At 51.0% G+C, this 24,940-nt stretch carries 20 protein-coding genes, 1 pseudogene and 1 riboswitch; of the genes and pseudogenes, 15 read left to right on the top strand and 6 right to left on the bottom strand.

The annotated features are described in order from the left end of the window. Nucleotides 1-29: 29 nt before the first annotated feature. Both folB and bacA read left to right on the top strand, forming a co-directional pair. On the top strand, nucleotides 30-386 hold the full coding sequence (gene folB / locus IEV89_RS08885) for a bifunctional dihydroneopterin aldolase/7,8-dihydroneopterin epimerase (RefSeq protein ID WP_188472649.1): 357 nt from the start codon (nucleotides 30-32) through the stop codon (nucleotides 384-386). A gap of 210 nt (nucleotides 387-596) precedes the next feature. After that, the gene (gene bacA, locus IEV89_RS08880) at nucleotides 597-1,424 is read left to right on the top strand and encodes an undecaprenyl-diphosphate phosphatase (RefSeq protein ID WP_188472648.1); all 828 of its coding nucleotides are present in this window, start codon (nucleotides 597-599) and stop codon (nucleotides 1,422-1,424) included. Nucleotides 1,425-1,497: 73 nt separating this feature from the next. Here bacA and IEV89_RS08875 read toward each other — a convergent pair whose 3' ends face one another. After that, a complete protein-coding gene (locus tag IEV89_RS08875; protein WP_188472646.1) occupies nucleotides 1,498-2,733 on the bottom strand; it encodes a multifunctional CCA addition/repair protein in 1,236 nt (411 codons plus the stop codon). Between the two features lie 8 nt (nucleotides 2,734-2,741). Then, entirely contained in the window at nucleotides 2,742-3,362 is a 621-nt protein-coding gene (locus IEV89_RS08870; RefSeq protein WP_188472644.1) for a TIGR04211 family SH3 domain-containing protein, read from the bottom strand. A gap of 224 nt (nucleotides 3,363-3,586) precedes the next feature. Here IEV89_RS08870 and IEV89_RS08865 point away from each other — a divergent pair, with 224 nt between their 5' ends. The 4 genes from IEV89_RS08865 to yjeH all read left to right on the top strand — a co-directional run bounded on the left by IEV89_RS08865 (nucleotide 3,587) and on the right by yjeH (nucleotide 10,703). Beyond that, complete coding sequence (locus tag IEV89_RS08865; protein WP_188472642.1) at nucleotides 3,587-4,897, top strand: CYTH domain-containing protein; 1,311 nt, start codon at nucleotides 3,587-3,589, stop codon at nucleotides 4,895-4,897. A gap of 93 nt (nucleotides 4,898-4,990) precedes the next feature. Then, nucleotides 4,991-7,828, top strand: coding sequence for a bifunctional [glutamate--ammonia ligase]-adenylyl-L-tyrosine phosphorylase/[glutamate--ammonia-ligase] adenylyltransferase (glnE, locus tag IEV89_RS08860; protein ID WP_188472640.1), 2,838 nt, complete (start codon nucleotides 4,991-4,993; stop codon nucleotides 7,826-7,828). A gap of 105 nt (nucleotides 7,829-7,933) precedes the next feature. Next, nucleotides 7,934-9,361, top strand: coding sequence for a bifunctional D-glycero-beta-D-manno-heptose-7-phosphate kinase/D-glycero-beta-D-manno-heptose 1-phosphate adenylyltransferase HldE (hldE, locus tag IEV89_RS08855; protein WP_188472637.1), 1,428 nt, complete (start codon nucleotides 7,934-7,936; stop codon nucleotides 9,359-9,361). Nucleotides 9,362-9,452: 91 nt separating this feature from the next. Further along, nucleotides 9,453-10,703: an L-methionine/branched-chain amino acid transporter gene (gene yjeH, locus IEV89_RS08850; protein ID WP_188472636.1), complete on the top strand. Its 1,251-nt coding sequence runs from the start codon at nucleotides 9,453-9,455 to the stop codon at nucleotides 10,701-10,703. A 65-nt stretch (nucleotides 10,704-10,768) separates the two neighbouring features. On the opposite strand, the gene ubiK is transcribed toward yjeH, so the two are convergent. Next, nucleotides 10,769-11,041: a ubiquinone biosynthesis accessory factor UbiK gene (gene ubiK / locus IEV89_RS08845; RefSeq protein WP_188472634.1), complete on the bottom strand. Its 273-nt coding sequence runs from the start codon at nucleotides 11,039-11,041 to the stop codon at nucleotides 10,769-10,771. A 134-nt stretch (nucleotides 11,042-11,175) separates the two neighbouring features. Beyond that, nucleotides 11,176-11,353: riboswitch (FMN riboswitch) on the top strand. A 155-nt stretch (nucleotides 11,354-11,508) separates the two neighbouring features. Between ubiK and ribB the strand changes: the two genes are divergently transcribed. Together ribB and ygiD are read left to right on the top strand one after the other, a co-directional pair. Next, nucleotides 11,509-12,162: a 3,4-dihydroxy-2-butanone-4-phosphate synthase gene (gene ribB / locus IEV89_RS08840; RefSeq protein WP_188472632.1), complete on the top strand. Its 654-nt coding sequence runs from the start codon at nucleotides 11,509-11,511 to the stop codon at nucleotides 12,160-12,162. 189 nt (nucleotides 12,163-12,351) lie between these two features. Beyond that, entirely contained in the window at nucleotides 12,352-13,140 is a 789-nt protein-coding gene (gene ygiD / locus IEV89_RS08835) for a 4,5-DOPA-extradiol-dioxygenase (protein WP_188472630.1), read from the top strand. Between the two features lie 199 nt (nucleotides 13,141-13,339). Here ygiD and IEV89_RS08830 read toward each other — a convergent pair whose 3' ends face one another. From IEV89_RS08830 to tolC, 3 genes are all read right to left on the bottom strand, one after another. After that, nucleotides 13,340-14,500 (bottom strand): glutathionylspermidine synthase family protein, encoded by a 1,161-nt coding sequence (locus IEV89_RS08830; protein ID WP_188472628.1) that lies wholly within the window; start codon nucleotides 14,498-14,500, stop codon nucleotides 13,340-13,342. 9 nt (nucleotides 14,501-14,509) lie between these two features. Beyond that, nucleotides 14,510-15,178 carry a DUF1190 family protein gene (locus IEV89_RS08825; RefSeq protein ID WP_188472626.1) on the bottom strand — a complete coding sequence of 223 codons (669 nt, stop codon included), beginning with the start codon at nucleotides 15,176-15,178 and terminating at the stop codon, nucleotides 14,510-14,512. Nucleotides 15,179-15,482: 304 nt separating this feature from the next. Further along, the gene (gene tolC, locus IEV89_RS08820) at nucleotides 15,483-17,003 is read right to left on the bottom strand and encodes an outer membrane channel protein TolC (protein ID WP_188472624.1); all 1,521 of its coding nucleotides are present in this window, start codon (nucleotides 17,001-17,003) and stop codon (nucleotides 15,483-15,485) included. Nucleotides 17,004-17,230: 227 nt separating this feature from the next. Here tolC and nudF point away from each other — a divergent pair, with 227 nt between their 5' ends. The 7 genes and pseudogenes from nudF (at nucleotide 17,231) to IEV89_RS21950 (ending at nucleotide 24,644) form a co-directional block, all read left to right on the top strand. Then, a complete protein-coding gene (gene nudF / locus IEV89_RS08815; protein ID WP_188472622.1) occupies nucleotides 17,231-17,863 on the top strand; it encodes an ADP-ribose diphosphatase in 633 nt (210 codons plus the stop codon). 2 nt (nucleotides 17,864-17,865) lie between these two features. Further along, the gene (locus tag IEV89_RS08810) at nucleotides 17,866-18,288 is read left to right on the top strand and encodes a DUF1249 family protein (RefSeq protein WP_188473242.1); all 423 of its coding nucleotides are present in this window, start codon (nucleotides 17,866-17,868) and stop codon (nucleotides 18,286-18,288) included. A 26-nt stretch (nucleotides 18,289-18,314) separates the two neighbouring features. Continuing rightward, entirely contained in the window at nucleotides 18,315-19,145 is an 831-nt protein-coding gene (gene cpdA, locus IEV89_RS08805) for a 3',5'-cyclic-AMP phosphodiesterase (protein ID WP_188472619.1), read from the top strand. Next, a complete protein-coding gene (gene yqiA, locus IEV89_RS08800; RefSeq protein ID WP_188472617.1) occupies nucleotides 19,142-19,723 on the top strand; it encodes an esterase YqiA in 582 nt (193 codons plus the stop codon). The genes cpdA and yqiA overlap by 4 nt, the downstream gene beginning before the upstream one ends. Nucleotides 19,724-19,823: 100 nt before the next feature. Continuing rightward, nucleotides 19,824-21,719, top strand: a complete 1,896-nt coding sequence (parE, locus tag IEV89_RS08795) for a DNA topoisomerase IV subunit B (protein WP_188472615.1) — start codon at nucleotides 19,824-19,826, stop codon at nucleotides 21,717-21,719. A 216-nt stretch (nucleotides 21,720-21,935) separates the two neighbouring features. Continuing rightward, nucleotides 21,936-22,155, top strand: a pseudogene (locus IEV89_RS08790) (transposase); the annotation flags it as partial. A 752-nt stretch (nucleotides 22,156-22,907) separates the two neighbouring features. Beyond that, complete coding sequence (locus IEV89_RS21950) at nucleotides 22,908-24,644, top strand: methyl-accepting chemotaxis protein (RefSeq protein WP_188472613.1); 1,737 nt, start codon at nucleotides 22,908-22,910, stop codon at nucleotides 24,642-24,644. The last annotated feature ends 296 nt before the right edge of the window (nucleotides 24,645-24,940 follow it).

Below are 24,940 nucleotides of genomic sequence, written 5' to 3'. Positions count from 1 at the left end.
CGGCTGACCCAAAAACAGAGAAACGCGTGATGGATATCGTATTTATTGAGCAACTGAATGTAATCACTGTCATTGGCGCTTATGAATGGGAACAGACTATTCAGCAGAAACTGGTGTTCGATATCGAAATGGCCTGGGATAACCGTACGGCCGCTGCCAGTGATAATGTGAAGGATTGCCTAAGCTACGCGGACGTCAGTGAGGCGGTGATCCAGCATGTGTCATCGCAGAATTTTGCGCTGGTTGAACGCGTTGCTGAAGAGGTCGCAGCCCTTTTACTGTCGCGCTTTAACTCACCCTGGGTCCGTATTAAATTGAGTAAACCGGGTGCAGTAGCCCAGGCGTCTAACGTCGGTGTGGTCATTGAACGCGGTGTGCGTGGCTAAATACAGTCTATGAAAAAAACAAATTTAACGGTATGTTTCAGAAAACGATTGCGCGAATTTTTGTCATAAAAATGCGTTATAACGACGTTGTTCGTAATGAAGTACGCTGTATTAGCGGCAACTGGGTATGTCGCTTTTTTATTGTCTGAATTTCGTCCTGTGATATGACAAAACAGACAGTTTTCATTTCTTTCGGGGTGAGGTATTTAAATGGTAGTTGAAAGCCATTCTTTACTGGTTGCCGCCATTTTGGGCGTGGTCGAAGGTCTAACCGAGTTTTTGCCGGTATCATCTACCGGGCACATGATAATCGTCGGAAATTTACTGGGTTTTACCGGGGATACGGCTAAATCTTTTGAAGTGATTATTCAACTCGGATCAATCATGGCCGTAGTGGTGATGTTCTGGCGCAGACTGTTCGGCATGATTGGACTGCATTTTGGCAAGCCTCCGGAACATGAAGGAATGGGAACCGGCCGGCTTAACCTTATCCATATTTTGCTAGGAATGTTGCCTGCCGTACTGCTGGGGTTGCTGTTTCATTCGCAGATCAAGATGTTGTTTGAGCCGAAAAATGTCATGTACGCGTTGGTCGTTGGTGGTATTTGGTTGATTGCTGCCGAATGGCTTAAACCGAAAAAACCACGTGCTCTGGGCCTGGATGACATGACTTATTTTCAGGCGTTTATGATTGGCATATGCCAGTGTCTGGCGCTGTGGCCGGGTTTTTCCCGCTCGGGTGCGACCATCGGCGGCGGTATGCTGCTGGGGGTGAGCCGTTTTGCTGCGTCGGAATTCTCCTTCCTGCTGGCTGTGCCGATGATGTTAGGCGCTACCGTGCTGGATCTCTATCAAAGCTACAGTTTCCTCTCCCTGGCCGATTTACCGATGTTCGCCGTTGGTTTTGTCACCGCGTTTGTCGTCGCACTGTTCGCTATAAAAGCCTTTTTGAGCGTGATTAAACGAATCTCTTTCGTGCCATTCGCCATCTACCGTTTCATTGTTGCGTTTGCGGTATATATGGTGTTTATCGCGTAACGCTTGTCAGCATTGAAACAATAAAAAAGCGCCCATCTTTGCAGATGGGCGCTTTTTTGGCGTGAATGTCACATTAAAGCTCAACGTCCTGCGTTTTCTTCCAGTCGCTAATCGCCTGTATCCGTCGTTTCTTCAGTTCATCGCGAATAGCGGTTCCCTGCAAGCCTGACTCGACCACTTCTCTGATCGAAATAGTTTGCGCGATGGCGTAGGCTTCACGCAGATAATCGCCTTGCGGATAGGGATTTTGTTCAAAGCCGGTGCGGCCACGTGCATCTGCTTCGCTGGTTAAAATCATCTGTTCGAGACGCTGTGGTTTACGCCAAACATCAATGGTGTCAAACAGCTTGAGAATCGTTTCCGGACGCAGTTTATTGACGGTGTGGATCAGATCATGGAATTCAGCAACCAATTTGGCCAAGTCGCGAATATGAGTCGGCACTTTTAGCCGTTGGCACATATTCTCCACCAGTTTCACGCCTGCCGGGCCGTGTCCATGATGATGCGGCCAGTATTCAGGTTTGGTCAGCCCTTTGCCGAGATCGTGACATAGTGCAGAAAACCGGATATCAACATCCTGCGTCAGTTCAGCCGCGATTTTCAACGTCATTAATGTATGAATGCCGGTATCGATTTCCGGGTGCCATTTTTCCGGCGCGGGCACGCCAAACAGCGCATCGAGCTCAGGAAACAGCACCTTGAGCGTTCCGCAATCACGCAATACCTGGAAGAACACCTGCGGGTCCTGCGTTTGCAACGCTTTCTCCGTTTCTTTCCAGACGCGTTCTGGCGTCAATGCTGACAATTCACCGCTGTCAGCCATCTGTTGCATTAATTTTTGTGTTTCCGGTGCAACGTGAAAACCCAAATGTGCGAATCGTGCAGCAAAACGCGCCACGCGCAGTACGCGCAGCGGATCTTCACCAAATGCATCAGAAACATGGCGTAGAACGCGCTGTTCGATATCCTGCTGACCTTGATAGGGGTCAATCAGCTCACCTTCAGCACTTTTGGCGATGGCGTTAATCGTCAGATCACGGCGCATCAGATCCTGCTCGAGGGTGACATCGGGCGCGGCGTAACAGGTAAAACCGTTATAACCGACACCGGACTTGCGCTCGGTTCGCGCAAGTGCATATTCATCACGGCTGACGGGATGCAGGAAGACCGGAAAATCTTTACCGACCTGCTGATAACCTTGGGCGAGCATGTATTCTGGGGTTGTACCCACAACCACCCAGTCATGTTCTGTCACGGGCAGATTTAATAAACTGTCTCGAACTGCGCCGCCGACCAAGTAGATCTTCATGATAGGGCTCAACTCATCCAGCGGTCGTTTTTCTTCCGACGCGGCACCAGGTGCGGCAGGATAAGGCCAAGGATCAGACCGACACCCGCAACGCCGCCACCGTACATAAACCACTGTAAAATAATGGTGCGTTGCTTATCATCCAACTGCACGTTCACCGCACTGACTTTTTTCTGTGCGACAATCAGTTGGTTTTTCAGATCCTGATTTTCTTTTTTCAAACCATTAATAATACCGTCGCTGGACGCCACTTTTTGCTGCATTTCTGCGGTGCGCTGATTCCAGCTAGAATCGATATTGGTTAATTTGTCTGTCAGCGTTTTCACCTGCTGTTCCAAATCAGGAACGCGGGTACGTATGCTGGGAACGTTACTCAACTGATCAAGGGGGATCCAGGCGGTTTTACCTTTTGAATCAACAATTTCACCATATTTGGTGCTGTCATTGACGCTGCGGAGGGTGACCTGTTCACCGGCGTTCAACGTCCCTACGATACGGTATTGATTACCTGGACCGCTGTGGATATAGGTGATCAGATCGTCGGAAATGTAGCGCTTTTCATCAGCGTGAGCGCCCCAAGTGATGCTTAAAGTAAGCAAAGCGAGACCAATTAGGCGTAATTTCTGCATTTTTTCATCGTTTCTGAGTGGATTTATGGAACGCGATGTGTGAACCGACGTCATGAACAGTTGATACTAAGGGCAACAGTTTGACGACGCAATGTATAAACAGGAATGAGAACTATCTTACTATCCCGTGACATGCGGCTTGCACTCGGACCCTGTGGTAGAATTAACTCCTTTTGTCGGCTATATAACAGCCTTATGACATCCAGAACCGGTGTGAAACCACTATGACTGTAGAAATAGAATTAAAATTTATCGCCACTGCTGCCGCTATCGCCGAATTGCCGGATCAATTGGCACAGTTTGACAGCGAACATGCCGCACCGCAAAAACTGACTAACATCTATTATGAAACGGCTGACAACTGGATGCGCAAGCATGATATGGGACTGCGTATCCGTGGTTTCGACGACCAGTATGAAATGACCATCAAAACCGCCGGAAGTGTGGTGGGCGGGCTTCATCAGCGTCCTGAATATAATGTTGAACTGAAAAAACCGACCTTGAAACTCAGTGCCTTCCCGAAAGATATCTGGCCTGAAGGCTGTAAAGTCGCCGCGTTACAAAAAGCGTTAATGCCGCTGTTCAGCACCACATTTACACGTGAGAAGTGGGTGATCACTTACCAGCAAAGCGAGATTGAACTAGGGCTTGATCTGGGTGAAGTGGTTGCCGGTGAACTCTCAGAGGCGCTGTCTGAAGTTGAGCTTGAGCTGAAAAAAGGCAATACCGCCGATATGCTGGCACTGGCAGCACTGATTGGCCAAAATGGCGGGTTACGCCAGGGGGGCTTGAGTAAAGCGGCGCGAGGCTACCAATTAGCGAAAGGTAATCCGACTCGTGAGCCACGTCCTTTGCCGGTCTTTAAGGCGGCACCGAAGGCGACCGTTGAGCAAGCTCTGGCCGACACGCTGGCGCTGGCGATGGATCACTGGCAGTACCATGAAGAACTCTGGGTGCGCGGTGATAAAACCGTTCGCCTGACCGTATTGCAGGCCGTTGAGACCGTGCGCCAGATTTTGGTCATTTTCGGCGGTCTTATCCCACGTAAAGCCTCGACCGATCTGCGTGCGTTGCTGACGGATTTAGTCCCGTTGCTGGAGAAAAAAGGTGCCGATGCTGAAGCCGTTTGCTACAGCGCAACGTATCTGCAATGTAAGTTGGCACTCACATCATGGCTGGCGAACCAAGCGTGGAAACCTTTCATTGATGAGAAGGCCCAGAAGAAGCTCGACGATTCTTTCAAGCGGTTTGCTGACATCATGCTGGGCCGGACGGCCGCTGAACTTAAAGATGTGTTTGGCCATCCGCTGGATGAAGACGGTTTCCGTGACCAGTTGGCTCGTTTGAAACGCCATATTATCTCTTTCCATATGTTAGCCGGCGCTTACCCAGACGATGCCAGTTCACAGTACATTAATGGCTGGCTGGCGTTGCAGCAGGCCATCGTTCAACAGCAGCATGCATGGGAAGATTCTGCCCGTCAGCAAGCGGTGATGATGGATGCGTTCTGGCTCAACGGCAAAATCGCCAGGTAACCCATTTGCCGCCGTTTTGGTTTATGGTTGAAGTTTAATTGAACAAGTAGCCTGAGTCTGACTCAGGCTTTTTTGCGAAAGGAACCCGATCTCATGTTGCCACTCTCTCCCACCTTGAAAAGTCAGGCCGATATTTTTATTGAGCGCTGTCAGGAGCATCAGGAAAACCTGCCGGACATTGATGACAATACGCTGGCCGCGATTGCCGTCAGTGATTTTGTCAGTGAAAATCTATTGGCTTTCCCTGCGTGGTGGCATGAGATTGTGCAGCATCCGCCGCAGCCCAATGAGTGGCAGCATTATAACGACTGGCTGAGCGAAGCGCTGGCTACCGTCAGTGATGAGACCGGGTTGATGAAGACTTTGCGTCTGTTTCGCAAACGTATGTTGACCCGTATTGCCTGGTCGCAGGCATTGCTGACCAGTGGGTGCGAAGAGACATTACGCCAGCTAAGCGAACTGGCTGAAACCCTAATCGTTAGCGCCCGCGAATGGCTATACGATGCCTGCTGCCGTGAGTTTGGTACGCCAATGAATGTGGAAGGCGTGCCGCAAAAACTTCTGATTCTGGGAATGGGTAAATTGGGCGGAGGTGAGCTTAACTTCTCTTCCGATATTGATCTGATTTTCGCCTATCCCGAAAACGGTCAGACGCAAGGCGGACGTCGACAACTGGATAATTCCCAGTTCTTTACCCGTCTTGGCCAGCGGTTGATCAAAGCCCTGGACCAACCGACCATCGACGGCTTTGTGTACCGCGTTGACATGCGCCTGCGGCCTTTCGGTGACAGCGGCCCATTGGTGATGAGTTTTCCGGCGCTGGAGGATTATTATCAGGAGCAGGGGCGTGACTGGGAGCGCTATGCCATGGTCAAAGCCCGCCTGATGGGCGGTGCCGAAGACAGTAGCAGCCAGGAGCTGCGCAAGATGCTGATGCCGTTTGTTTTCCGTCGTTACATTGATTTCAGTGTTATCCAGTCGCTACGTAATATGAAAGCTATGATTGCCCGCGAAGTTCGCCGTCGTGGTCTGAAAGACAATATTAAACTCGGTGCGGGTGGCATTCGCGAAATTGAATTTATCGCCCAGGTCTTTCAACTGATCCGTGGTGGCCGTGAGCCCTTGCTGCAACAGCGTTCCTTACTGCCCACTTTGCAGGCGGTGAACGAACTGGGGTTACTGCCAACGGTGCAGGTGCAGCAACTCCGTGACAGTTATCTGTTTCTGCGTCGTTTGGAAAATCTTCTGCAGGCGATTGCCGATGAACAGACGCAAACTCTGCCTTCAGATGATCTTAATCAGGCGCGGCTGGCGTGGGGAATGCAGTTCGCCAACTGGGCGACCCTACTTGATGGATTGAATGCGCACATGCAAGCGGTGCGCGCCGTGTTTGACGATCTGATCGGTGACGACACGCCGGACGCAGACGAAGATCCTCTGTATGCGCAGTTCAGCAATCTGTGGATTGATGCGCTGGACGATGCTGACATCACCGGATTGGCGCCGCAATTGGCACCCGAGGCGCAAGGCCACTTATTGCGGTTGATCGCGGAATTCCGCCGCGACGTGGGCAAACGTACCATTGGGCTGCGCGGCCGCGATCAGCTCGATCTGTTGATGCCGGGCCTGCTGGCGCAAGTCTGTGCTTACAAAAATGCCGATATTACGCTGCAACGCCTGACATTATTACTGCTCAACATCGTCACCCGCACGACCTATATCGAACTGTTGGTGGAGTATCCGGGTGCCCTGAAACAATTAGTCCGGTTGTGTGCCGCGTCGCCGATGGTGGCAAACCAACTGGCGCGCCACCCGCTGTTGCTCGACGAGCTGCTTGATCCGCGCACCCTTTATCAACCTACGGCGCCTGACGCTTACCGGGATGAACTGCGCCAATTCTTACTGCGTGTAGCGGCCGATGACGAAGAGCAACAGTTGGAGGCGCTGCGCCAGTTTAAACAGGCGCAGCATCTGCGCATTGCCGCCGGTGACATATCAGGCGCGCTGCCGGTGATGCAGGTCAGTGACCATTTGACGTATCTTGCTGAGGCGATCCTCGAGGCGGTTATTCAACAGGCCTGGGACCAGATGATCGTCCGTTACGGGCAACCCACTCATCTGCAACACCGCGGTGGGCGCGGTTTTGCCGTGGTCGGTTACGGTAAGCTGGGTGGCTGGGAGTTGGGTTATAGCTCGGATTTGGATCTGGTATTCCTGCTCGACTGTGCGCCGGAAGTGATGACCGATGGTGAACGCAGCATCGATGGCCGTCAGTTCTATTTGCGACTTGCCCAGCGCATTATGCATCTCTTCAGCACCCGAACTGCGTCCGGCATTTTGTATGAGGTTGATGCTCGTCTGCGCCCTTCCGGCGCAGCAGGTATGTTGGTTAGCACCATCGAAGCCTTTGCTGATTATCAGCAAAATGAAGCCTGGACATGGGAGCATCAGGCGCTGGTACGCACGCGCGTCGTTTACGGTGATCCGCAACTTACCCAACAGTTCAATACCATCCGACGTGAGATCTTATGCAGCCAGCGAGATCCCGACGCATTGCGCAAAGAAGTCCGTGAGATGCGTGAGAAAATGTATGCTCACTTGGGCACAAAAAAACGTGATGCTTTTGATCTGAAAGCTGATCCGGGCGGCATCACTGACATTGAGTTCATTGCACAATATCTGGTCCTGCGCTTTGCCCACGATGAGCCCGGCTTAACGCGTTGGTCGGATAACGTGCGTATTTTCGAGTTGATGGCGCAGTACGACATCATGGCAGAAGACGAAGCGCAACGGCTGACACATGCTTATGTGACGCTGCGAGATGAAATACATCATCTGGCGTTACAGGAACATAGCGGCAAAGTTGCTGTCGATAGCTTTATGATCGAACGTGCCCACATCACGGCCAGTTGGAACAGCTGGTTGGGCTGACAGGGTGCCACCCGCAGCGCGATGGTTTTTACTGAGGGGATAATGGCTTGTGATATTATCCCCGCACTATTTTTATGTCAGGTTTTACCTGTTTTGGAGTATGGGATGAAAGTGACTCTGCCTGATTTTCACCGTGCCGGTGTGCTGGTGGTGGGTGACGTAATGTTAGATCGCTACTGGTATGGTCCGACGAACCGTATTTCGCCGGAAGCGCCGGTGCCGGTTGTGAAAGTCAACACTATTGAGGAGCGCCCTGGTGGTGCGGCCAACGTGGCGATGAACATTGCGTCCCTTGGGGCCGAATCGCGCCTGATTGGGATCACCGGCGTTGATGATGCTGCCCGTGCGCTGAGCCAACGTCTGGATGAAGTGAATGTTCAATGTGATTTCGTGGCGTTACCGACCCATCCGACCATTACCAAATTGCGTGTGCTTTCACGCAATCAGCAACTGCTCCGCCTCGACTTCGAAGAGGGTTTTGAAGGTGTTGATCTTCAGCCTATGCTGAGAAAAATCGAACATGCACTGCCGAAAACGGGCGCGCTGGTACTGTCTGATTATGCCAAAGGCGCGCTGACCGACGTTCAGCCGATGATCCAACTGGCAAAAAAAGCCGGTGTCCCGGTGTTGGTCGATCCAAAAGGTTCTGATTTTGAGCGATATCGCGGTGCAACGTTGCTGACGCCGAATCTGTCCGAGTTCGAAGCCGTGGTCGGACGCTGTAAAGATGAAACAGAGATTGTCTCCCGTGGCATGAAGCTGGTCGCTGATTTTGAGCTTTCGGCGTTGCTGATCACCCGTTCCGAACATGGAATGACCTTGCTGCAACCGGGTAAAGAACCGCTACATCTGCCAACGCAGGCGCAGGAAGTGTATGACGTGACCGGTGCAGGTGACACGGTTATTGGCGTACTGGCGGCGGCCCTCGCCGCTGGCAATTCATTGGAAGAGTCTTGCTTTCTCGCTAACGCAGCAGCGGGTGTCGTGGTCGGCAAGCTCGGCACCTCAACTGTTTCTCCTGTTGAACTTGAGAATGCTATCGGCGGGCGATCTGACGTCGGTTTTGGCATCATGACTGAAACCGAACTGAAAGCGGCCGTGACAATGGCCCGTCAGCGCGGTGAAAAAGTGGTGATGACTAACGGCATCTTCGACATCCTGCATGCCGGACACGTCTCCTATCTGGCGAATGCCCGTAAGCTCGGCGACCGTCTGATTGTGGCCGTCAACAGCGATGCTTCTACCAAGCGCCTGAAGGGCGACAGCCGTCCGGTCAATCTGTTGCAAAACCGTATGATCGTGCTTGGCGCGCTGGGTGCGGTCGATTGGGTGGTCGCATTTGAAGAAGATACTCCACAACGCCTGATCGCCGAGATCCTGCCGGATCTGCTGGTCAAAGGTGGCGATTACAAACCTGAGCAAATCGCCGGCTGCGAGGAAGTTTGGGCCAACGGAGGAGATGTGCGGATCCTCAACTTCGAAGACGGCTTATCCACCACCAAAATTATTAATCAGATCAAAGCACAGGATTAATGTGCGGCATTGATCGACGGTGAGAAGCGAAGGCCTGGCATTGTGCCGGGCCTTTATTTTATTGGCTAAACCCTGCGCAAGTGAGGCGTTTGTGAGTGGACTAAAACAGGAATTGGGGCTGGCTCAGGGCGTCGGATTGCTCTCTACCTCTTTGCTGGGGACGGGGGTTTTCGCGGTGCCTGCACTGGCTGCACAATTGGCGCAATACGACAGCCTGTGGGCCTGGCCGGTGTTAATCTTGCTCGTCTTCCCTATTGCCATCGGCTTTGCCGCGTTAGGTCGGCACTTTCCCAGTGCGGGCGGTGCGGCACATTTTGTCGGTATGGCCTTTGGCCCACATATGGCGCGGGTCACTGGCTGGCTTTTTCTCTCTGTTATTCCTGTTGGATTGCCTGCCGCGCTGCATATTGCGGCAGGATTCTGGCAGGCAGCCTTTGGCTGGAGCAGCTTGAATCTGCTGCTGGTACAACTCGGGACACTGTTTGCGATCTGGTTTCTCGGTACCCGCAGCGCCGGTTCGAGTGCCAATATTCAGACGCTGATCGCTTTTTTGGTGGTCGGGCTAATGGTGGCGATCTGGTGGAAGGGCGATATCACGTTCAGCCAGATCCCGCTGCCCAAATTGCAGGATATCTCCCCGCTCTCACTGTTTGATGCGTTGGCCGTGATGTTCTGGTGCTTTGTTGGGCTGGAAGCCTTTGCCCATTTGGCGACCGAGTTTCGTCACCCTGAGCGTGATTTCCCGCGTGCGCTGCTCATTGGCATGCTGGTGGCGGGCGCGGTGTACTGGGGTTGTACAGTAGCAGTGTTGAAGTTCCACGCCTGGGGCGAAGGCCGCGAGGCGGCGGCGTCACTGCCCGGCATTGTGGTGCAGCTGTTCGGCCAACATGCGCTGTGGGTAGCCTGTATCATTGGCTATCTGGCCTGTTTTGCCAGCGTGAATATCTACACGCAAAGTTTTGCCCGGTTGGTGTGGTCACAGGCACAACTCAAGCCGAAAAGCCCTCTGGCTAAGCTCTCCGCCCAGCGGGTTCCGGTCGCCGCGTTGAACGCCGTGGTGGGTAGCTGTGTGCTGTTCACACTGCTGATTTACTGGTTGAATCTGCCGCTCGGTGCGCTGATTGTCTATGCTAACGGCATCTTTATTCTGATTTATTTGCTGTGCATGTTGGCAGGATGGCGATTACTGAAAGGGCGATCAAGGGGGATGGCGTTGCTCGGTAGCCTGCTGTGCTGTGTGTTACTGGCGATGGTGGGTTGGAAGTCGTTGTATGCCTTGCTGATATTCGCTCTCTTATGGGGCGTGTTGCCGAAACCCCGGGCAACGTTACAGGCTGAGTAATGTTTCCCTTTCTCGTAAAGAGGCCAGCAAAGCAGGCCTCTTTACGGTGTGCTAATGGGGTAAACTTAAACCGGATCCTGTGGCTTTTCTGCCACAGTCAGTTTGCCTTCCAGCTCAGTCAGACGCTGCTCCATTGCCACGAGTTTCTCGCGGGTGCGCAGCAGCACTTGAGTCTGCACATCAAACTCTTCACGATTGACGAGATCCATGCGGCTGAACTGCGCCTGCAACACCTGACGAATTTTCTTCTCGGCATCCTCGCCAAATTCGCGAATACTTTTTGGCATAGACTCGTGAACTTGACGGGCAATCTGTTCAATTTTCTTTGGGTCAATCATGTTTTATACCTTATTTCTAATTCGGCGATGATGCCTAGTGTAATCGTAGATGCGGATTCTATAAACCTCTCCTAAGGCATTAATCGGTCATTCGACACATTGCTCTGATCTTTTAATGGCGTTATAGTTGACATGCTTATTCTCAGGGCGGGGTGAAAGTCCCCACCGGCGGTAAACCACAGAATATTGGAGGGATCACAATCCCCCTTCTACGTGGAAGCCCGCGAGCGCTCAACCTTCCAAGGTTAGAGGTCAGCAGATCCGGTGTAATTCCGGGGCCGACGGTTAAAGTCCGGATGGGAGAGAGTAACGATTCAAGCCAGGCATAACTTTGCCTGCTGCGTTATTTTTTTAACACTGCAGCATGATTCATGCACGACGCTATCGCGCCACAGTGATACTCCTCAAGATGCCCTGATTCTGGTAATCCATGTATTTTATATACAGTCTATGAGGTTATTTTTACCATGAATCAGACCCTACTTTCCGAATTTGGTACGCCGGTTCAACGCGTTGAGCGTGCACTTGATGCATTGCGCAATGGACGCGGTGTAATGGTACTGGATGACGAAGATCGTGAAAACGAAGGCGACTTAATATTTGCCGCCGAAACCATGACCGTTGAGCAAATGGCGCTGACGATCCGCCATGGTAGCGGCATTGTTTGCCTTACCATGAACGAAGACAGCCGTAAAAAGCTCGACTTGCCGATGATGGTTGAGCACAACTCCAGCCAGTTCCAGACGGCGTTTACCGTAACCATCGAAGCCGCCGAAGGCGTGACAACCGGTGTGTCTGCCGCTGATCGTCTCACCACGATCCGCGCGGCAATTAAAGACAATGCTAAACCTTCTGATCTCAACCGTCCTGGGCATGTCTTCCCGCTGCGCGCCCAAGCGGGCGGCGTGCTGACCCGTGGTGGCCACACCGAAGCATCCATCGATCTGGCGACTCTGGCAGGGCTGAAACCTTTTGGTGTCCTGTGTGAACTGACCAATGACGACGGCAGCATGGCGCATGCGCCAGAAGCGATCGCCTTTGCCAAGAAACACGATATCACCGTACTCACTATTGAAGATCTGGTTGCCTATCGTCAGGCCCAGACGCAACAAGCCAGCTGAATTATTTTGGCAACATAGAAAGGCCACCTTGTGTGGCCTTTTTCATATCTGATGCATTCAAATTTATTGAATAACTTCATCACCGTTATCCGGCTGTGTGCCACCCAGAAAAAGAGTACCGTATTCTCATCGCGCAGAAGCTATTTTTTGGCAGCTGCCACTCTTTAACTTTGCGGTAAGGAAAACGTTATGACTTCCCCTCGCATGCCTGCCTTTTTTTTAGGTCACGGCAGCCCAATGAACGCACTCGAAGACAATATTTACACCCGTGCATGGCAGAAACTCGGCGAAACCGTGCCGCGTCCGAAAGCTATTGTGGCCGTATCGGCTCACTGGTTTACCCGGGGTACGGCGGTTACCGCGATGGAAAATCCGCGCACCATCCATGACTTTGGTGGTTTCCCGCAGGCGTTGTTCGACAAGCGTTATCCTGCGCCGGGTTCACCTGCGCTGGCTAAACAGTTGCAGGAACTGCTTAAGCCGATCAACGTCACTGCAGATACCAGTGAGTGGGGTTTGGATCACGGGACGTGGGGCGTGTTGATCAAGATGTATCCTGATGCGGATATTCCGGTGGTGCAGCTCAGCATCGACGGAACGCAACCGGCGGAATATCACTATCAGATCGGCAAAAAACTGGCCGCGCTGCGCGACGAAGGCGTGATGATTGTTGCCAGTGGTAACGTGGTGCATAACCTGAGGATGGTTAAGTGGGAAGGTAACACAGAGCCTTATCCTTGGGCTGTCTCCTTTAACCAGTACGTGTTGGATAATCTGAGTTGGAAAGGCGCGGCCAAAGACCATCCACTGGTCAACTTTATGCAACATGAAGGGGCAGAGCTATCTAATCCATCCGTCGAGCACTATTTGCCGCTGCTGTATATATTAGGTGCATGGGATGGCGAAGAGGCGATCGAGACACCAACTGACGGTATTGTGATGGGATCGCTGAGTATGCTGTCAGTCCAACTCGGCTAATATAACCGTCTTCTTTTAAGTAAGTTGCCGGTGCGTTGATTGCATTTTCTCACCCGATTGACTGACCTAAGTCAGCTCATCAGGATCCGTTCGTTTGTCGGCTTACTCGCGACGCGAGTGAATAAGTGTATAAGTTAATTTGCCCATAAAAAAGGAGAGTGACATGATTCGCTCTCCTTTTTTATTTCGATCCTAAGCATTAACCGACGATCACATGCGGATAAAAACGTGACAGGTCCTGTGTGATGAGTGCTTTATCTTCGCGCAGGCCAATACCGCAGGGTTGATCGTTGATCAGCCAACTGCCGATCAGCGTATAGCTGTCACCGAACTGCGGCAGGTGATGGAATTGCTGGACGATCATACCTTCTTCACCGTAAGGACCATCAACGTGCGCGACTTCCTGGCCTTTTTCGATAATGCGGATATTGGCACCTTCGCGGGAAAATAACGGCTTGATCACATAGTGATCCATTTCCGGGTGTGCATCTTCTGCGAAAAAAGCCGGCAGTAGATTGGGGTGATCCGGGAACATTTTCCATAACATCGGCAGCAAGGCCTTGTTAGAAATAATAGCTTTCCAGGCCGGTTCCAGCCAGCGTACTCCTGCATCTTCCAGCTTAGTGGAGAATATCTCGCGGAACATGAATTCCCACGGATAGAGTTTGAACAGATTGCTAATCACTTGATCCTGCGGATCGGTAAATTGACCACGTTCGCCAAGGCCGATCTCTTCAATGAACATGAACTCACTGGCGAGTTCTGCTTCCAGCGCACAATCTTGCAAATATTGCACCGTACCGCGATCTTCCTCTGTGTCTTCACAGCAGGCGAAGTGCAGCAATGAGAAACCGTGTTGGTTTTTCAGTTCGCTGAAACGCTCGATCAATTTTTCCTGCATGCTGTTGAACTGGTCAGCATCTTGCGGCAGTTTGCCTGCGGCAATTTGGTCTTCCAGCCACAACCACTGGAAGAAAGCTGCTTCATACAGCGAGGTCGGTGTATCGGCATTGTTCTCCAGCAACTTCGGTGGATTAACACCGTCGTAGGCCAGGTCCAGGCGGGAATAGAGTGAGGGTTGCTGGGTACGCCATGAACTGCGGACAAACTCCCAGACGTGTTTTGGGATCTGAAATTTTGCCATCAACGTATCGTCGCCGATGACTTTCTCGACCACTTTCAAACACATCTGGTGGATGTCTGCGGTAGCCTCTTCGATCTCTTCTATCTGCGCCAACGTGAACTGATAGTAAGCATCTTCACACCAGTACGGCTCGCCATACATGGTGTGAAAATTGAAGCCAAACTCAGTGGCTTTTTCACGCCAGTCTGGGCGCTCTGCAATCGCTAAACGTTTCATGACGGCCTCTTAGCCACCCATACTGCGTGATGGTGAACGTGTGTTGGAGGCCGAACTGCGCTGCATGGTGTTCTGTTTTGCTACGCTCTCACCGAAGCCACCACGCGTTACGGTGCTGGTGGTCGCCGGTTTTGGTGCCATGGCAGTTTTCGGCACGTTCATGGTGCGCCCGCCTGCGGTTGCCGGACCGTAGCTTTTACCCGTGGCATCAACGAATTTGCCGTTAGCCGGGCTGGCGGCATTTTTTGAGGTGAACAGCGGTTGCTGAGTAAAGCCCGCGCCGCCGCCCATCATACGTCCCATCATGTAGCCAGCCATCAATGGCATCCAGAAGCTGCCACTTTGCTGCGGTTGAGCGGCCATGCCAGCCTGAGCAGGCGTTTGAGTACACTGACCTTCGCCGAATTCAGCCACACACTCTTCACGGCTGGCATATTTCGGGGCGGTTTTCTCAGCTTCTTTTTTGGCAGCATTATAAGCCGCAGTACATTGCGCACTGTTTGACGGGTTGGCTTTTGAACAATCGTCTACGTTTTGGTACAGCGAGACGGTTTCATCGGTTTTTTCACAAGCGGAAAGCATAAATACGGCGCTGACGGCAATAGCGACAGGGGTGATGCGATAGCTACGCCAGGATTTACGGAAGGTAGCCAGATTGATGTTTTGTGTCCGTTTCATCGAATATATCCCATGTATAGGGCTTTTTTGCCCTTTCCCAGTAGTGCGTAAGAATAGGTGAAAGACGATTAATGTTAAAGCAGTCAGGGGCAATTGTTACGAGACTTTACGAAAGGCTGTGACGTGAGCAAAAAAAAGCAGCCTTTCAGGCTGCTCAGGTCGAAAAACGGTGATAACCGTTATACTTTACGTTACATCTTTGTTGGCGGCCTTCATTCACCCGAACCACTTCGTTTACTAAGCTTATCGGGGTCCCTTCTCTTGCTGCCTTGATGCACCTCGAATGATTTGGCGTATAGCCGGATCAATTTTGGAACGGATTACCGCTTTTTTTGGTGCTGTTGGTGGCCTTCGACGTCCGCTTGATGACCGGCGAACTCACCTTTTCAGCTTGCATACTGTTTTTGGCCGAAGCCGCATTCTGATTTTGGCCGTAGCCGTCAGCAGACGCATCCTGTTGCGGATTTTCCGGGGCAACGGCGTCAGGAGTGGTCGGGATCGGTTTGCCTAATGCACCATTCAGCGCCAAGAGATCATTCTCGTTCAATGTACCTAATGCCGATTTAATATTTAACTCATTGATCAGGTAGTTGTAACGTGCTGATGACAGCTGTTGTTTGGCGTTATACAGAGTCGTGGTCGCATCCAACACGTCAACGATGGTACGGGTACCCACCTGGTAACCGGCCTCCATCGCGTCGAATGAACTTTGCGCAGAAACAACGGCTTGTTTGTAAGCGTTGATGCTGCTGATAGATGCAGAAATGTTGTTGAAGGAAGAACGTACAGTCTGAACCATCGAACGGTGCGTGCTTTCCAACTGCTCGCTAGCGCCAACAAAGTTGTATTGCGCCTGTTTGACCTGAGAGGTCACCGAGCCGCCGCTATACAGTGGCAGAGAGAAGCTAATCCCAATTTTATTCTGGCCTGCATCACTGTCGTTATAACTTGAGTTATTTTCGGTTTTTGAACCGTTGTACTTAGTGTTGCTCAAGCCAGTGGATGCCGTCAGGTCTACCGTTGGCATGTGGCCGGTCTGGTAGTAACGGATCTGCTCACGGGCTAAATCTTGTGACAAGCGGGCAGACAGTAAGCTCAGGTTGCGGCTTTCTGCTTCTTTCAACAGACTGGCGACCGGCTGCGGGCGTTGGGTGTTAAAACGGTCGATATTCAGCGAAGAGAGTTGCGGGTAGTAAACGCCGGTGACTTCACGCAAAGATTCCAATGCGTTGTCGAGGTTATTACGCGCAGTCACTTCATTGGCCAACACGGTGTCGTATTGCGAACGGGCGTTTTGAACGTCAGTAATAGCAACAAGACCAACGTTGAAACGCTGGGTTGTTTGATCTAACTGGCGATAGACAGACTGTTTCTCAGCTTCAGTGTAAGACAGGGAATCAATCGCGCTCAATACGTTGAAATACGCCGTCGCTGAATTCAGAATTAAGGTTTGCTGCGCAGTTTGGAAAGTGACGTCCTGAATGCCAGCTGTTTTTTCCTGCAGAGTCAGTGCTCGCCATTTTGACATATCAAAAATGGTCTGAGTTAATTGCAGGGAAGCGCTGGTCACATTGCTGTTAACACCGTTCGCATCGCGATAGCCGTTGGTATAATCATAATCCGCACCCAAGCCGAGTTGCGGTAATAAAGGGCTGCGCGATTCGTTAATTTTTTCGAATGCAGCATCACGGTCAGCGGCGGATTTGCGCAGATCCGGGTTACTTTCCCTGGCTTGCTGGTAGACCTGCATTAGGTTTTCAGCCTGGCTCATCGCACTAAAGCCGCCCAGGCCCAGTCCGATTAGAAGGGGGAGCATTTTCTTCATTTGCATTCCTTGTTGTGCAGCAATGTTGTTATGGTGGCGCTGTCAAAATATCAATAGACCAAGATTCTATCAGAGACTGGCGGAAGGACTGAGTGTCTTAACGTGCCTTAACGCCTAAATTAGTTTCAATCTACCACAAACTTGCTTGATTATTATTAGCGCATTTTCATCAAATTGACCTCAAATGACGATAATCTGTCGGTATCAAGAAATAAGAAGGAAGCGAGATGACTTCATTAAAAGATTCACCGGTTACTTTCGGCCAGAATGATGTAGAAATTATTACGCGTGAGACGCGATATAAAGGTTTTTTTTCCATTATTGCCTACCGTTTTCGCCATCGTCTGTTTAGTGGCGAAATGAGTGGTGAAGTGGTACGGGAAGTTTTCGAACGTGGCCACGCAGCGGTATTGTTGCCCTATGATCCTCAGCGTGACGAAGTTGTACTTATTGAACAAATCCGTATTCCATCGATTGATTCCAGTGATACCCCATGGCTTCTGGAAATGGTCGCCGGTATCATTGAAGAGGGCGAAACAGTGGAAGACGTGGCCCGACGCGAAGCGCTGGAAGAGGCTAATATCGTTGTTGGGCGCTGTAAGCCCGCGCTGAGCTACCTGGCCAGTCCCGGAGGTACCAGCGAACGTTTGTCAATATTGGTCGGCGAAGTCGATGCGACAACGGCAGAGGGCATTCACGGCCTGGCGGCTGAAAACGAGGACATCCGCGTGCATGTGGTAACTCGTGAACAAGCTTACCACTGGGTGGAAGATGGAGTCATCGATAACGCTGCGTCAGTGATTGCTTTGCAATGGCTGGCTCTACACCATGAATCCCTGAGAAAAGAGTGGTCCCACTGATGATTAAGCGCTATACCCCTGATTTTCCTGAGATGATGAGGTTGTGTGAAACCAATTTCGCACAACTGCGCCGTTTAATGCCGCGTAATGATGAAGTTGGCGAAATGGCAACTTATCAGGTGAGTAGCGCCACGTACCGTCTGACCATTATTGAGTCTACGCGTTACACCACCTTGGTTGAGATAAATCAAATCGCTCCGGCGGTCAGTTACTGGAGTCTGCCTTCACTAACCGTGCGTCTTTATCATGATGCTATGGTTGCCGAAGTGTGTGCAAGCCAGCAGATATTTCGCTTCAAAGCACGCTATGATTATCCTAATAAAAAGTTGCATCAGCGTGATGAAAAGCATCAAATTAACCAGTTCCTTGCGGACTGGCTGCGATATTGCCTTACGCATGGAGCGATGGCCGTTCCGGTTTGTTAGACAGACTTCATAACAAAGGACACTACTTGGAAAGCCTGTTTAAACTGCCTTTGGTGAATGGGGCCAAAGTCAGAATTCTGCAAGTTACAGATACTCATCTCTTCGCCGGTGAGCACGAAACGTTGTTGGGTGTGAATACCTTCCGCAGCTATCGCGCTGTGCTGGACGCAATAAAAGCACAAAACCGCGAGGTCGACATCATCGCAGCGACCGGCGATTTGGCTCAGGATCAATCCATTGAAGCCTACCATCACTTTGCTCAGGGCATTAATGAACTGCTTGCGCCTTGTGTCTGGCTGCCTGGAAATCACGACTTCCAGCCCGCGATGGTCGATGCTTTGCAAGCCGCGGGTATTCATCCCTCTAAGCAGGTGTTGCTCGGTGATCTCTGGCAAGTTTTGCTACTCGACACGCAGGTGTTCGGCGTACCACATGGTCATGTCAGTGAGTATCAGCTCGAATGGATGGAACGCTGCCTGGATGCTTACCCCGACCGTTTCACCTTGATCATGCTGCATCACCATCCATTACCTTCAGGTTGTACCTGGCTTGACCAGCACAGTTTGCGCAATGCGCACATGCTGGCTAATGTGTTGATGCGCTATCCGAAGGTCAGCACCTTGCTTTGCGGACATATTCATCAGGAGCTGGATCTCGACTGGTACGGAAAACGGCTGTATGCCACACCGTCGACCTGTGTACAGTTCAAACCGCACTGTACCAATTTTACTATTGATACGGCCGCACCTGGCTGGCGCTATCTTGACCTCTGTCCTGATGGTCGTGTCGAGACGCAGGTATGCCGTCTGGACACGGACGAGTTCAGCCCTGATACGGACTCGGATGGTTACGAATGAGCACTTTACTCTACCTGCACGGGTTCAATAGCTCACCGGAGTCTGCCAAGGCCACGTTGCTGAAAAACTGGTTGGCAGAAAACCATCCGCAGATAGAAATGGTGGTGCCACAGTTGCCGCCTTTTCCTGCCGATGCCGCGGAGCAACTTGAATCCCTGGTGATGCAAAAATCCGGGCGAAAACTGGGCATTGTTGGCTCTTCGCTGGGCGGCTATTACGCTACCTGGCTGTCCCAATGCTTTACTGTGCCGGCGGTAGTCGTCAATCCTGCGGTGCGGCCTTTTGAGCTTCTTATCGACTACCTCGGGCAGAATGAGAACCCCTACACCGGGCAGCAATATGTGTTAGAGTCACGCCACGTTTACGACCTGAAAGTCATGCAGGTCGAGCCGCTGGAGTCACCAGATTTACTGTGGTTACTTCAGCAAACGGGCGATGAAATCCTCGATTACCGTCAGGCCGTGGCGTATTACACCACCTGCCGGCAGACGGTTGAACCTGAGGGAAATCATACTTTTGTCGGCTTCGAACGCTATTTTTCGCCGATTATTGATTTCCTGGGGCTGGCATCGGACTGAATCCTCAGGGTGAGTTTCCCCAGAGGTTTTTCCGACCCGCAGATCCGGCAGCGCCCGCCCAACGAATGTTTCCCAACCTATGAGCCACGAATATTCTACGATGAGCCAATCAACTTATAACGCGGATTCCATAGAGGTCCTCAGCGGTCTTGAACCGGTGCGTCGCCGCCCCGGCATGTATACCGATACCACACGTCCAAACCACCTCGGTCAGGAAGTCATCGATAACAGCGTCGATGAGGCATTAGCCGGTCACGCCAAACGTATCGAAGTGATTCTGCATGCTGACCAGTCTCTTGAAGTCATCGATGACGGCCGCGGTATGCCGGTGGACATCCACCTTGAAGAGGGAGTACCGGCAGTCGAACTGATTTTCTGTCGGCTTCATGCGGGGGGTAAATTCTCCAACAAAAACTACCAGTTCTCCGGCGGCCTGCACGGCGTGGGGATTTCCGTGGTTAACGCCCTCTCAACACGTGTTGAAGTCGCAGTGAAACGCGGCGGCGAAGTCTATGAAATGGCCTTCGAGAACGGCGACAAAGTTGAGGATCTGCACGTTACCGGCACCTGTGGCAAACGCAATACCGGTACGCGTGTGCATTTCTGGCCAGATGTCAGCTTCTTCGACAGCCCACGTTTTTCCGTCAGCCGCCTCAGCCATTTGCTAAAAGCCAAGGCCGTTCTATGCCCTGGTGTTGAAATCGTTTTCAAAGACAATGTGAACAACACCGAGCAGCAATGGTGTTATCAAGATGGTCTGACGGACTATCTGATGGAAGCGGTCAACGGTCTTATCACGCTACCGGAAAAAGCTTTTGTTGGTGTATTTGCCAGTGATACCGAAGCGGTTGACTGGGCGCTGCTCTGGCTGCCTGAAGGGGGGGAGCTGCTTACCGAAAGCTACGTCAACTTGATCCCAACAATGCAGGGCGGGACGCACGTTAACGGTTTGCGCCAGGGTCTGCTGGATGCCATGCGCGAGTTCTGCGAATTCCGCAACATTCTTCCTCGCGGCGTGAAGTTGTCGGCGGAAGATATCTGGGAGCGCTGTGCCTATGTGCTGTCGGTGAAGATGCAGGATCCCCAATTTGCGGGTCAGACCAAAGAACGTTTATCTTCACGCCAGTGCGCAGCCTTTGTGTCCGGCGTCGTGAAAGATGCCTTTAGTCTGTGGCTGAATCAGAACGTTCAGGCCGCTGAACAACTGGCAGAACTGTGCATTTCCAGCGCCCAGCGCCGGTTGCGTGCTGCCAAGAAGGTGGTGCGTAAAAAGCTGACCAGTGGTCCCGCGCTGCCAGGTAAACTGGCCGACTGTACCTCGCAGGATCTCAACATGACCGAACTCTTCCTGGTGGAAGGTGACTCGGCAGGTGGATCCGCCAAGCAAGCGCGCGATCGTGAGTATCAGGCGATCATGCCGCTCAAGGGTAAGATCCTGAATACCTGGGAAGTCTCCTCAGACGAAGTGCTGGCTTCACAGGAAGTACATGATATTTCGGTGGCGATCGGTATCGATCCCGACAGCGAAGATTTGAGCCAACTGCGTTACGGCAAGATTTGTATCCTCGCGGATGCGGACTCCGACGGCCTGCACATTGCTACGTTGTTGTGCGCGCTGTTTGTCCGTCACTTCCGTGCTCTGGTTCGCGGTGGACACGTCCATGTGGCTATGCCGCCGTTGTACCGCATCGATTTGGGCAAAGAAGTATTTTACGCGCTTGATGAGCAGGAAAAAGAGGGCGTACTGGATCAGCTGAAACGTAAAAAGGGTAAACCCAACGTCCAGCGCTTCAAAGGTCTGGGCGAAATGAACCCGCTACAATTGCGTGAAACTACGCTGGATCCGAATACCCGCCGCTTGGTGCAACTGACCATTGACGAAGAGAGTATTGATCAAACCTTGCGCATGATGGATATGCTTTTGGCGAAGAAACGTTCTGAAGATCGCCGCAACTGGTTGCAGGAAAAAGGCGATACCGCCGAACTGGATGTGTAATGTCGTTTTTTAGAAGCATCTATAAGATCAAATCAGAAAACCATAAAAATTAAGCAAAAGTTTATAAATTAGCCACAGTTCACGTAGGGATACATGAACTGTGGCGACATTATCGCTTACTTTCCTCAGCCTAAATCCGGCTTTGTTGAATAAATCGAGTTTTTGGCCGTAATCAGGATCAGAGCATCACCTATCCTGACGATATCTCGGTGTCCCGTGGCAAAACAAAAATTCAAAATCAACAACTGGACAGCCTATAACAAAAGCACTTATCAATCGGGGCTCGCTGACTTCTGGCTTGATGACCCGGCCATTCAGGCCTGATATGACGAAGTCAAAAGCCTCTTCGCTTGGACGTCCTCAACAGTATTCTAAGCTGGCTATTTCCACCGTACTGATGCTCAAACGCGTAGTATTTCGCCTGACGTTGCGTAGCGATGATGTGCAGCCTGGAGAGGCTATGGCCATGATCCGGGCGTGCGTGCCCGAAAGTGTACGGATTGTTTGAGGAAATGGCTGACAGGGGATCTTTTACTCAATCCGATTTATTCAACCAAGCTTATTTCAATGTGATTAACTTCTTTAAATTTATTTTCTCTCAACCAATGATCTGCATCGTATTAAAACTAAATATTTTTGATTTATTAATGTCTTTCTGGCAGCGGCTTTCAGTGTAACTATCGGATAAATAAAATTAGACTAAAACACGAACCTCCGCTATGGATGCTGACGTGAATGTCCGCCTGCTACTGCCGATGATAAAATTTATGCATGAAATTGAAGGGGACCCCAATTATTCTTTGATTTGAAAAATAATATGATAATAATCAATTGGTTAATTATTTTTTAGGGATTCCATTAATTAAGTATTAAGGTAAATTTTTTATCCGCCGATAAATATTCCAGCTAGAAAAAGACAATACTCTTGGAATGCGAAAGCATATTACAAAAACATACTAATATGTTAACAAAGGATTTTATATGATTTTCGGGAAGTTATCATTCAGTAACTTATCAATAGGTAAGAAGTTATTCTCTGGGTTTATAACATTGATTGTAATTACCACGGCGATGTCGGCTTACAGTATTTACTCGTTAAAGGCAATTAAGGACAATGCGGCCAAGACAGAAATATCTAATCAAATAGGTCGCTTACTGGAGACTGCAAAAAGAAATCGACTGACCTATATGATTAATGGGGATGAGCAGGCGATGAAAGCGAATGGCGAAAATATCGACAATATGCAGGTGATCGTACAACAACAAAGCAGCACTGACTGGAAAGGTGATACTAAAAATAAATTTGAAACGCTGGCTGAAACAATAGATAGCTTTCAGCAGTTACGGGATGTGTATTACGAAAAAAGTCTTCACAGCAATGCGCTGGCCAACACAATAAACGCAGACGATGGTCAACATTTCTTTGTTGGTCTGCAAAAAACAATGCGGGATAGCGCTGTTGATAACGGTGTGCGCGAAAAGCTGTTTGCGATTGCGATTGGCCTCGATAGGCTTCACGACACCGTGGGTCCACTCATCGCTAAACCTACCGATGACACCTTGACGGATTTCGATAAGGCCTACAAAGATGCAGACTCGCTTTATTCCGCCAGCATCCCGCAACTTCCTGACGCAGAAAAAGCCCAGGTTGTTTCCGCGTTGGCCTATATTCAAAAGCTGAAGATGAACGTAGAAGCTTACTATTCTGCCGCGCCTGAAGCGCAAAGGGCTGCCGATAGCATGGTGAAAGGTGCCGATTCACTGAACAGTGCAACAGTGGCTCTCATTAAAGCGCAGGAGCATAACAATGATCAGGTCATCACGGATACCATAACGCTCATTTCCGTGCTTTCGGTCGTCGCCGTCATCGCCGGATTACTGGCAGCAGGCGGCATCACCCGGCAGATAACGCGCCCTATCAGCGAAAATCTGGCACTGGCGGAACGTATCACCAGCGGGGATCTTACCTCAGAGGTTTCATCGTATTCGACTGATGAACTGGGCAAACTGACGCAGACCATGGGTGCAATGAACGCCAGATTGTGCGACATGATCACGGGTATACGGGAGAGCGTCAGTCACCTGGCGAGTGCTTCTTCGCAGATCGCGGCCGGTAATATGGATCTTGCGTCCAGAACGGAGCAGCAGTCTGCTGCCGTGGTAGAAACGGCGGCAAGTATGGAAGAGCTGACCTCCACCGTCAGGCTGAATGCGGATAATGCGCTCCAGGCGAGTAAATTGGCTGCCAGCGCAACCCATGATGCGCGAAAAGGCGGTGAAATTGTCAATCAAGTGGTACTCACCATGAACGGTATCGGCGACAGTTCAAAGAAAATCACTGATATTATCAGCGTGATCAACAGTATCGCCTTTCAGACGAACATCCTGGCTCTCAATGCCGCAGTCGAAGCTGCGCGAGCAGGGGAACAAGGTAGGGGCTTTGCCGTCGTGGCCGGTGAGGTCAGAACGCTGGCACAGCGAAGCGCTAATGCGGCCAAAGAAATTGAGTCGTTGATTAATGACTCAGTTACCCGCATTAGTACTGGCACCGAGTTGGTCAGTCGTGCAGGTGCAAGCATGGAGGACATTGTGCAGTCAGTGATCCACGTTAGTCAGCTCATCGATGAAATATCGACGTCGTCAATCGAACAGAGCCAGGGAATTGAACAGATAGGTAAAGCCGTAACAGAGATGGATTCCACCACGCAACAAAATGCCACACTGGTTCAGGAATCCTCTGCTGCAGCGATTTCTCTGGAACAACAGGCGAAAAAGCTGGGCGACATGGTCGCCATATTTAAGGTCAAAATCCCTCACACAAATGAGCGGAACTTTGATGGCCTTTTAACCGCGACAAAAACGAGAAAGTCATTGGTCTCTCCCACAAGAAATAATACGGTGAATGAAGAATGGACTTCATTCTAGATTTTTGAGCGGCGTTTATAACATCAGATAGGGTGGCTACCGCGGTACAGCCACCCACTTCTGGGAGTAAAGAAGCAAAAGCCTGTTCCCCTTGGTCGTAAAGTACTAACTGCGCATCTTTCACCTTTGCTGCGGCTTTGTTGAATCAATCGATTGAGATAAAAGATCCCCTGTCAGCCACTTTCTCAGACAATCCGTACACTTTCTGGCATGCCTGCCCGTGTCATTTGTTTAAAGTACGGATCATAGCTATAGCCTCTCCGACCTGCGCATCATAGTTGCACCGCGTAAGGTGC

The organism is Hafnia psychrotolerans, from assembly GCF_014639435.1.
Lineage (GTDB): Bacteria > Pseudomonadota > Gammaproteobacteria > Enterobacterales > Enterobacteriaceae > Ewingella > Ewingella psychrotolerans.
The sequence above is the reverse complement of the archived record's forward strand: the minus strand, read 5'-3'. Positions and strand labels throughout refer to the sequence as shown.

Bases quoted from the DNA above. Each gene is read 5' to 3' on its own strand.
- IEV89_RS08830 (WP_188472628.1), bottom strand. From the start codon at position 14,500: ATGAAACGTTTAGCGATTGCAGAGCGCCCAGACTGGCGTGAAAAAGCC.
- ubiK (WP_188472634.1), bottom strand. From the start codon at position 11,041: ATGATTGACCCAAAGAAAATTGAACAGATTGCCCGTCAAGTTCACGAG.
- IEV89_RS08865 (WP_188472642.1), top strand. From the start codon at position 3,587: ATGACTGTAGAAATAGAATTAAAATTTATCGCCACTGCTGCCGCTATC.
- parE (WP_188472615.1), top strand. From the start codon at position 19,824: ATGAGCCAATCAACTTATAACGCGGATTCCATAGAGGTCCTCAGCGGT.
- IEV89_RS08825 (WP_188472626.1), bottom strand. From the start codon at position 15,178: ATGAAACGGACACAAAACATCAATCTGGCTACCTTCCGTAAATCCTGG.
- hldE (WP_188472637.1), top strand. From the start codon at position 7,934: ATGAAAGTGACTCTGCCTGATTTTCACCGTGCCGGTGTGCTGGTGGTG.
- IEV89_RS21950 (WP_188472613.1), top strand. From the start codon at position 22,908: ATGATTAATGGGGATGAGCAGGCGATGAAAGCGAATGGCGAAAATATC.
- bacA (WP_188472648.1), top strand. From the start codon at position 597: ATGGTAGTTGAAAGCCATTCTTTACTGGTTGCCGCCATTTTGGGCGTG.
- IEV89_RS08870 (WP_188472644.1), bottom strand. From the start codon at position 3,362: ATGCAGAAATTACGCCTAATTGGTCTCGCTTTGCTTACTTTAAGCATC.
- yqiA (WP_188472617.1), top strand. From the start codon at position 19,142: ATGAGCACTTTACTCTACCTGCACGGGTTCAATAGCTCACCGGAGTCT.
- glnE (WP_188472640.1), top strand. From the start codon at position 4,991: ATGTTGCCACTCTCTCCCACCTTGAAAAGTCAGGCCGATATTTTTATT.
- IEV89_RS08875 (WP_188472646.1), bottom strand. From the start codon at position 2,733: ATGAAGATCTACTTGGTCGGCGGCGCAGTTCGAGACAGTTTATTAAAT.
- ribB (WP_188472632.1), top strand. From the start codon at position 11,509: ATGAATCAGACCCTACTTTCCGAATTTGGTACGCCGGTTCAACGCGTT.
- tolC (WP_188472624.1), bottom strand. From the start codon at position 17,003: ATGAAGAAAATGCTCCCCCTTCTAATCGGACTGGGCCTGGGCGGCTTT.
- nudF (WP_188472622.1), top strand. From the start codon at position 17,231: ATGACTTCATTAAAAGATTCACCGGTTACTTTCGGCCAGAATGATGTA.
- ygiD (WP_188472630.1), top strand. From the start codon at position 12,352: ATGACTTCCCCTCGCATGCCTGCCTTTTTTTTAGGTCACGGCAGCCCA.
- folB (WP_188472649.1), top strand. From the start codon at position 30: ATGGATATCGTATTTATTGAGCAACTGAATGTAATCACTGTCATTGGC.